9 protein-coding genes are annotated in these 8,185 nt (G+C 37.7%); all 9 read left to right on the top strand.

What is annotated here, in order from left to right; translation table 11 throughout:
- The first annotated feature begins 117 nt into the window (after positions 1-117).
- The 9 genes from V7266_RS07860 (at position 118) to rpsA (ending at position 8,179) form a co-directional block, all read left to right on the top strand.
- Positions 118-1,089, top strand: a complete 972-nt coding sequence (locus tag V7266_RS07860; RefSeq protein ID WP_335467278.1) for a YpdA family putative bacillithiol disulfide reductase — start codon at positions 118-120, stop codon at positions 1,087-1,089.
- Positions 1,090-1,095: 6 nt separating this feature from the next.
- Positions 1,096-2,052: an asparaginase gene (locus V7266_RS07855; RefSeq protein ID WP_335467276.1), complete on the top strand. Its 957-nt coding sequence runs from the start codon at positions 1,096-1,098 to the stop codon at positions 2,050-2,052.
- Positions 2,053-2,150: 98 nt separating this feature from the next.
- Positions 2,151-2,843, top strand: a complete 693-nt coding sequence (gene prsW, locus V7266_RS07850; RefSeq protein WP_335467274.1) for a glutamic-type intramembrane protease PrsW — start codon at positions 2,151-2,153, stop codon at positions 2,841-2,843.
- Positions 2,844-2,975: 132 nt separating this feature from the next.
- Complete coding sequence (sleB, locus tag V7266_RS07845) at positions 2,976-3,722, top strand: spore cortex-lytic enzyme (RefSeq protein ID WP_335467272.1); 747 nt, start codon at positions 2,976-2,978, stop codon at positions 3,720-3,722.
- 14 nt (positions 3,723-3,736) lie between these two features.
- The gene (gene ypeB / locus V7266_RS07840) at positions 3,737-5,086 is read left to right on the top strand and encodes a germination protein YpeB (protein WP_335467270.1); all 1,350 of its coding nucleotides are present in this window, start codon (positions 3,737-3,739) and stop codon (positions 5,084-5,086) included.
- Positions 5,087-5,201: 115 nt separating this feature from the next.
- A complete protein-coding gene (locus V7266_RS07835) occupies positions 5,202-5,396 on the top strand; it encodes a YpfB family protein (protein ID WP_335467268.1) in 195 nt (64 codons plus the stop codon).
- A 224-nt stretch (positions 5,397-5,620) separates the two neighbouring features.
- Positions 5,621-6,295: a (d)CMP kinase gene (cmk, locus tag V7266_RS07830; RefSeq protein ID WP_335467266.1), complete on the top strand. Its 675-nt coding sequence runs from the start codon at positions 5,621-5,623 to the stop codon at positions 6,293-6,295.
- Positions 6,296-6,297: 2 nt separating this feature from the next.
- Complete coding sequence (locus V7266_RS07825; protein ID WP_335467288.1) at positions 6,298-6,879, top strand: lysophospholipid acyltransferase family protein; 582 nt, start codon at positions 6,298-6,300, stop codon at positions 6,877-6,879.
- A 160-nt stretch (positions 6,880-7,039) separates the two neighbouring features.
- Positions 7,040-8,179: a 30S ribosomal protein S1 gene (gene rpsA / locus V7266_RS07820; protein ID WP_335467264.1), complete on the top strand. Its 1,140-nt coding sequence runs from the start codon at positions 7,040-7,042 to the stop codon at positions 8,177-8,179.
- Positions 8,180-8,185: the final 6 nt, after the last annotated feature.

The following is an 8,185-nucleotide window of genomic DNA, read 5'->3' as shown; positions in this document are numbered from 1 at the left end:
CTCCCCGGCACGCCCGCGGGTTTGCTGAGCGACTGGAGCGGAAATCAACATCCAAATTTAACACAGCCAATAATAAAAGAATCCTTTTAGATTATGTGTGCTAAGGAGTTGGCCTAAATGCAAATAGAAGATGTCATCATTATTGGTGGTGGACCCTGTGGGTTAGCAGCAGCAATTGCCCTGCAAGACATAGGGAAGAAACCTTTAATAATAGAGAAAGGTAATGTAGTAAATTCCATCTATCACTATCCAACACATCAAACCTTTTTTAGTACAAGTGAGAAATTAGAAATTGGCGGGTTTCCCTTTGTAACTGATAGTTACAAGCCTAAACGGAACCAGGCGCTGGTGTATTATAGGGAAGTTGCTAAGCGTAAACAGCTGCGGATTAATGCTTTTGAAACAGTTTTAGAAGTTTCTAAAGAGGATGAACGATTCATGGTCAGGACTGATAAAGATAGCTATCAGACTCGTTATGTTGTCATTGCAACCGGTTATTATGACCACCCTAATTATATGAATGTACCGGGTGAAACCTTACCAAAGGTTTTCCATTACTTTAAGGAAGCCCATCCCTTCTATGATAAGGATGTTTGCGTCATCGGAGGAAAAAATTCAAGTGTTGATGCAGCACTAGAGCTTGTTAAGGCAGGAGCACGTGTTACGGTATTATACCGTGGCGGTGCCTATTCTCCGAGTATAAAACCATGGATCCTCCCTGAATTTGAATCATTAGTAAGGAATGAGACCATAAAGATGGAATTTCAAGCCGATGTTAAAGAAATTAAAGCTGATCAAGTAACATATGTTAAGGATGGGGAAGAAAAGACCATACAGAATGATTTTGTCTTTGCCATGACCGGGTATCATCCTGACCATGAATTCCTTGTGAAAATGGGTATTGGAATTGATGAAGAAACAGGAAGACCTACTTTTCATCCGAATACCATGGAAACCAATGTCAGTGGTATCTATATAGCCGGGGTGATTGCAGCAGGTAATAATGCAAATGAGATATTTATAGAAAATGGCCGATTTCATGGTGGACAAATTGCACAATCTATACTAGATAAAGAAGTTAAAGGGTGATGTATAATGAAAAAGGTTGTTCTATTAACAACCGGGGGGACGATTGCCAGCAAACCAAATAAAACATCTGGAAAATTAGCTTCTGGAGCAATAACTGGTGAAGAACTTGCTGGGATGTGTAATCTGCCTAATGAAATAGAAGTAATTGTTGACTCGGTCTTTCAAAAAGCAAGTATACATATTACGTTTGACGATCTAGTCTTTCTAAAAAATAAAATAGAGGATTATTTTAAGGATGAGACTGTTTCCGGTGTTGTTGTTACGCATGGGACTGATACGATGGAGGAAACAGCCTATTTTCTTGATTTAACCATTAACGACCGCCGGCCTGTTGTTGTCACAGGCTCGCAGCGTTCACCGGAAGATTTAGGAAGTGACGTGTACATTAATTTGCGTCATGCGATTTATGCTGCCTGTTCACCTGATTTACATGATGTTGGCACCGTAGTTGTATTTAATGAACGTATTTTTGCTGCTAGATATGTAAAAAAAGAACATGCCTCTAATATCCAAGGCTTTAATGTATTTGGGTTTGGATATCTTGGAATTATAGATAATGACAATGTTCATGTTTTTCAGAAACCGTTGAGACGAGAGTCCTATCAAATAAAATCCTCAATTCCTGATGTGGAAATTATTAAGTGCTATATTGGGGCAGATGGGAAATTCATTAAAGCTGCCCGAGAAGCAGGAGTGGCCGGAATCATTCTTGAAGGAGTAGGAAGAGGTCAAGTAGCTCCGAAAATGATGGAAGAAATCGAAAGATCTATAAAAGCAGGGATAAAATTAGTGATTACTACTAGTGCGGAAGAAGGGGCAGTCTACACAACTTACGATTATGAAGGTAGTGCATATGACCTTTTTAAAAAAGGTGTCATCCTTGGGAGTGATAATGATTCTAAAAAGGCGAGGATGAAATTGGCAGTTGCATTAGCAAGCGGCCTAGAGCACATCAACTTTTAACGAGTGATATAATCTCGGCTGCTGGAATGAATCTTTCATTTTCTTTCCGGACTATACATGGTACCATTAAGAAAAAGGGTTTGGAAAAGAGGTTCAGAATGCTTGGATTATTATCGGCCGGAGTTGCTCCAGGCTTGGCCTTATTAAGTTACTTTTATTTAAAAGATGAATATGAACCAGAGCCTGTTTCCCTTGTTTTTCGGACATTTTTGTATGGTGTTCTGCTGGTGTTCCCAATTATGTTTATCCAACATGTTTTGGAAACAGAGCATTTATTAAAATCGAATTTATTAGATGCTTTTTTTGGGTCAGGCATTTTGGAAGAGTTCTTTAAATGGTTTATCCTTTTTTATCTCATATATCAACATGTTGAATTTGATGAACCGTTTGACGGTATTGTATATGGTGTTGCAGTTTCGCTGGGCTTTGCCACTGTGGAGAATATATTTTATTTAGTGGCAAATGGAATCGAACATGCCATGACTCGAGCTTTATTACCTGTTTCAAGTCATGCCTTATTTGGAGTCATTATGGGTTTTTACCTTGGAAAAGCAAAGTTTACAAAAGGTAGTAAAACAAAATGGATTCTATTATCACTATTATTGCCTATTTTATTGCATGGGTCCTATGATTTTATATTGATCTCAATTGAAAATTGGGTGTTTATTATTTTGCCATTTATGATTTTCCTATGGTGGTTCGGATTGCGAAAAGTAAAAAAGGCGAAAATTTTAAGTGCCAAACATTTTAAAAAACAATATCCAGAACAAAAGGCACAAGCACCTGTTTAATTAACTTCTCATTATGTTAAACCCTTCACACATTGTTGAAGGGTTTTTTTCTGCTAGAAATGGAATAAAAACACCAATAAAACAAAAAATAGGGTTAATGTAAAAAAGATTCATAATGGGGGTTATTATTCCATGATAAAGAAAAGCATCCTGATCAGATTCTTCATCGTAATCTTTACTTTTACCATACCAGTTTCTTTTTTGGAGGGCCAAAAAGTACAAGCCTTTACAAATCAGGTAATCCAAAGGGGCGCGGTAGGAGAGGATGTAATTGAGCTCCAATCAAGGCTCAAATATATAGGCTTTTACCACGGAAAAACAGATGGGGTATTTGGATGGAGTACGTATTGGGCATTACGAAATTTCCAATATGAATTTGGTTTACCAATTGATGGAATTGCTGGGTCGACAACCAAAGTAAAGTTAACTAAAGCCACGAAATATAACAAACAAACAGCACAAAATTCTGCTCCACCCCAGGATGCAGCCAAAAAGCCGACAGCATTAAATACACCAAAAGGTTATTCACAAAATGATATCCGCTTAATGGCAAATGCTGTACATGGCGAATCGAGAGGAGAACCGTATATTGGTCAGGTTGCAGTCGCAGCTGTTATCTTAAATCGAGTCAATAGTGCGTCTTTTCCAAACACAGTTTCAGGAGTGATCTTTGAACCTGGTGCATTTACAGCTGTTGCTGATGGGCAAATTTGGCTTACACCAAATGAATCTGCTAAAAAGGCCGTGCTAGATGCGATCAATGGGTGGGATCCAACTGGCGAAGCATTGTATTATTTTAATCCAGCTACTGCTACAAGCGGGTGGATATGGGGCAGGCCGCAAATAAAACGAATTGGCAAGCATATTTTCTGTAAATAGAGGGGTGAGTTCAATTGATTAGAGGAATATTGATTGGTGTTCTCGCTATCGGTATTGCGGGAACAGCTTATTGGGGCTACCAAGAACATCAAGAAAAAAATGCGGTTCTTATTAATGCAGAAAACAGCTATCAACGGGCTTTCCACAATCTTTCTTATCGCATGGATTTATTAAACGATAAAATTGGGACGACACTTGCGATGAATTCCAAAGAATCCTTATCTCCATCCTTAATAGAAGTATGGAGACTTACTTCTCAGGCACATAGCGATGTCGGACAGCTGCCGTTAACATTATTGCCCTTCAATAAAACGGAGGGATTCTTGGCGAATATCGGCAACTTTAGCTATCGGACCGCAGTTAGAGATTTATCAAAGGAACCTCTAACAGATAAGGAATATCAAACTCTTCAGTCACTATACAAACAGTCTGGTGATATTCAAAACGAGCTGCGTAATGTACAGCATATGGTGTTAAAAAATAATCTTCGGTGGATGGACGTGGAACTTGCACTTGCCTCCGGGAAAGAAAATACTGACAATACCATCATTGATGGTTTCAAGACCGTTGAAAAAACCGTATCAAGTTTTGAAGAATCAGATATGGGACCTACTTTTTCTAATTTGCAAAAAAAGGATGAAAACTATGAGAAAATTAAAGGAAAAACCATAACTCGAAAAGATGCCATAAAAATTGCGAAAAAGTATATAAAGTTTGATGGAAATGCCAACGTAAAAGTTACCGACAATGGGAAGGGCTCTGATTATGGTTTTTACAGTGTATCCATCGAGAATAAAAAAACAGGTCAAGAGGCAAGTATGGATATTACAAAAAAGGCAGGCCATCCGATTTGGTTTATTAATAACCGGGATATAAAGAAACAATCGCTGAGTTTAAATGATGCAAACGCCAAAGCAGCGGGATTTTTAAAGGAGTCCGGATTTGAGAACTTAGAAACTTTCGAGAGCGCACAGTATGACAATGTTGGGATATTTGATTTTGTTACCAATATAAATGGCGTGAGAATCTATCCGGAATCAGTGAAAGTCAAAGTAGCACTGGACAATGGAGATATCATTGGTGTTTCTGCTGAGGAATATTTAAAATCATTTCAAACTCGAACAATTGAAAAACCTGCTATTACACTCGAACAGGCTCGTGCAAAAGTAAATCCAAAATTAAAGGTAATGGAACAAAGAAAAGCCATGATTGTAAATGATATAAATGAAGATGTACTATGTTATGAGTTCTTAGGGACATTGGGTGATGATACGTACCGAATCTTTATTAATGCAAAAACAGGATTAGAAGAAGAAGTAGAAAAGCTTAAAAACGCTGAGGCAACATACAAAGATGTTTTATAGAGGAAAAAGAGGGAAACACTTCTTTTCCCTCTTTTCCATACCTTATACATAATCATAGAATAAAAACAGTGCGCTCCTCCAATACTAAGCACATATAGTTTTTGGGGTGACGATCATGAGAGCGGTAGAGAGAATTTTAATTAAATTAGTAATTGTCCAATTCATCTTCTTATTTTTATCACAATTTTTGTTTCATCAGATGGATATTTTTCCGCAAATAAAACAGTTAACAAAGTATGAAGGAGTAAATGAAAATACATTAACTGAAATAATGCAAACCTTTATGGGGAAAGAATCGCCGAGACAGTAGCATGAACGTATGAAATAGGAGAGTATAAATTCTTCCTCTTAATTGGAAGGTTTATACTTTCCTTTTTTTATTGAGCATCGGAGCATTAACATACTACTAAAGGTAGGTCTATTTGAATCTACATTTTTCTTCTATATAAAATATAAAAAAAAGAGGCATATCTTTATCTTGTGGTAAAATAAATAAGGTAGACGAGACGAACATGAGAGCATTTAGGAGGATTTATGGAAAATAAAATATCAATTGCAATTGACGGCCCAGCCGCTGCCGGGAAAAGTACTGTAGCAAAAATTGTGGCAGAAAGACTTATTTATATTTATATTGATACAGGTGCGATGTATAGAGCATTAACATATAAAGCAATCATTAACCAACTCGATCTGGAAGATGAAGCAGCACTATTGGATACGCTCTTATCGACAGATATTGAACTGAAACCATCTGATAAAGGGCAATTGGTCTTTCTTGACCATCTTGATGTAACGGATTTGATACGTTCGGCGGAAGTAACCAATTCTGTGTCCTATGTCGCCAGGCAGCCACAAGTTCGACAAGAAATGGTCAAGAGACAGCAGGCATTTGCCATTGATGGCGGAGTTGTTATGGATGGACGAGATATCGGAACACATGTGTTACCAAACGCGGAAGTAAAAGTGTTTTTGCTTGCAAGTGTAGAGGAGAGAGCTGAAAGACGGCACGCTGAAAACTTGGAGAAGGGCTTCCCTTCTGATTTGGAAAGATTAAAAGAAGAGATTGCCAAGCGGGATAAAATTGACTCGGAAAGAGAAGTGGCTCCTTTAAAGAAGGCAAATGATGCAATAGAAATCGACACAACCTCTTTGTCCATTCCTGATGTTGTCGAAAAAATTATGACATTGGTTAAGGAAAGGATTGGATGAGATTGACTTTTTATGGGTTTGCTAAATCAGTTGTTTATACCATCTTCAAACCTTGGTACCGGGTACAAGCAATTGGGGTAGAAAATATTCCAAAAGAGGGCGGAGTACTTCTATGCTCCAACCATATCTCTGTACTCGACCCTATTATAGTTGGGATTATGTGTCCCCGTCCTGTGCATTATATGGCTAAGGATGAGCTGTTTCAGGTCCCGGTACTCGGTGGAATTGTTAGAAAATGTAATGCATTCCCGGTAAAAAGGGGCTTTAGTGACCGAGAGGCATTAAGAACAGGATTAAAGCTTTTAAAGGATGGACACATATTCGGACTCTTTCCGGAAGGAACCAGAAGCAAAACTGGGGAATTAGGAAAAGGACTTGCAGGAGCCGGCTTTTTTGCATTAAGAACAGAGGCTAAAGTTGTACCATGTGCAGTCATAGGCCCGTATAAAAGTCTAAACAAATTAAAAATGGTATATGGAAAACCAATCGATATGACTGAAATGAGGCAAACAAAAGCTTCGACAGAACAGGTTACTGAATTAATTATGTCTGAAATTGATAAACTTATAAAAGAGCATAAATAGGTTCTGCTTGACAAAATAAGCTATTTGTAAGAAGTTAATAAAAAGGGATTTTTTTTGAAAATTCTAATGGATTTGTTTTCTTTTATATGTGGTGTTTGCAGAGTGCTTTTCACCAAATCATATATAGATTTTTAGATAAATGGAATAAGGAGGAATACATATGTCGGAAGAACTAAATCAAGTAGAAGTGAAGAACTTTGAAATTGGGGATAGAGTTACAGGACAAGTTACTAAGGTTGAAGAAAAACAGGTGCTTGTGAATATTCCAGGCAGTAAACTTGATGGTATTATCCCAATCAGTGAACTATCAAGTCTTCATATTGAAAAGGCATCTGATGCTATTGCAGAAGGTGATCAACTTGAGTTAGAAGTGACTAAAGTAGAAGAAGATGCGTTAGTACTATCGAAGCGCAAGGTAGATGCTGAAAAGGCTTGGGAAAGCTTAGAACAAAAATTCCAAGCTGGGGAGGTATTTGAAACAGAGGTTAAGGACGTTGTTAAAGGTGGATTAGTGGTAGACCTTGGTGTTCGCGGATTTGTTCCTGCTTCCCTTGTCGAAGCGCATTTTGTTGAGGATTTCAGTGATTATAAAGGGCGTACACTTTCCTTTAAAATCGTTGAACTTGATAAGGAGAAAAATCGTTTGATCCTTTCACATCGGGCAGTGGTAGAAGAAGAAAAAGGGAAGTTAAAACAAAACCGTCTTGGTGCAATTGAAGCTGGACAAGTGATTGATGGAACAGTGCAAAGAATTACTGATTTTGGAGCATTCGTTGATATTGGTGGAATTGATGGTTTAGTACACATTTCACAATTGTCTCATGAACATGTTAGTAAACCTTCTGATGTTGTCCAAGAGGGGCAGCAGGTTAAAGTCAAAGTATTAAGTGTTGATCGTAACAATGAAAGAATTTCATTATCTATAAAAGAAACTCTTCCTGGGCCTTGGAGTAATATTTCTGAGAAAGCTCCAAAAGGAAGTGTTTTAACTGGAACAGTAAAAAGACTGGTTTCTTATGGAGCTTTTGTGGAAGTGTTCCCTGGAGTAGAGGGTCTTGTTCATATTTCTCAAATTGCTCATAAACATATCGGTACCCCACATGAAGTATTAAAAGAAGGTCAAGAAGTACAAGTAAAGGTTCTAGATGTAAACGCGCAAGATCAACGTTTATCTTTGAGCATAAAGGAATTGCTTGAAAAAGAAGTTGAGGAAAATTTCGATTACGAGCTCCCTGAAGAATCTAAAGGTTTTCAGCTTGGGGAAATGATCGGAGATAAACTAAAGAATCTAGGAAAATAATGGTGA

Origin of the sequence: Neobacillus drentensis, assembly GCF_036965645.1 — a bacterium.
Lineage (GTDB): Bacteria > Bacillota > Bacilli > Bacillales > Cytobacillaceae > Neobacillus > Neobacillus drentensis_D.
This window is presented reverse-complemented; position numbering and strand designations above follow the sequence as displayed.

Excerpts from the sequence above, each read along its gene's own strand:
- V7266_RS07860 (WP_335467278.1), top strand. The coding sequence starts at position 118 with ATGCAAATAGAAGATGTCATCATTATTGGTGGTGGACCCTGTGGGTTA.
- V7266_RS07855 (WP_335467276.1), top strand. The coding sequence starts at position 1,096 with ATGAAAAAGGTTGTTCTATTAACAACCGGGGGGACGATTGCCAGCAAA.
- prsW (WP_335467274.1), top strand. The coding sequence starts at position 2,151 with ATGCTTGGATTATTATCGGCCGGAGTTGCTCCAGGCTTGGCCTTATTA.
- sleB (WP_335467272.1), top strand. The coding sequence starts at position 2,976 with ATGATAAAGAAAAGCATCCTGATCAGATTCTTCATCGTAATCTTTACT.
- V7266_RS07835 (WP_335467268.1), top strand. The coding sequence starts at position 5,202 with ATGAGAGCGGTAGAGAGAATTTTAATTAAATTAGTAATTGTCCAATTC.
- cmk (WP_335467266.1), top strand. The coding sequence starts at position 5,621 with ATGGAAAATAAAATATCAATTGCAATTGACGGCCCAGCCGCTGCCGGG.
- rpsA (WP_335467264.1), top strand. The coding sequence starts at position 7,040 with ATGTCGGAAGAACTAAATCAAGTAGAAGTGAAGAACTTTGAAATTGGG.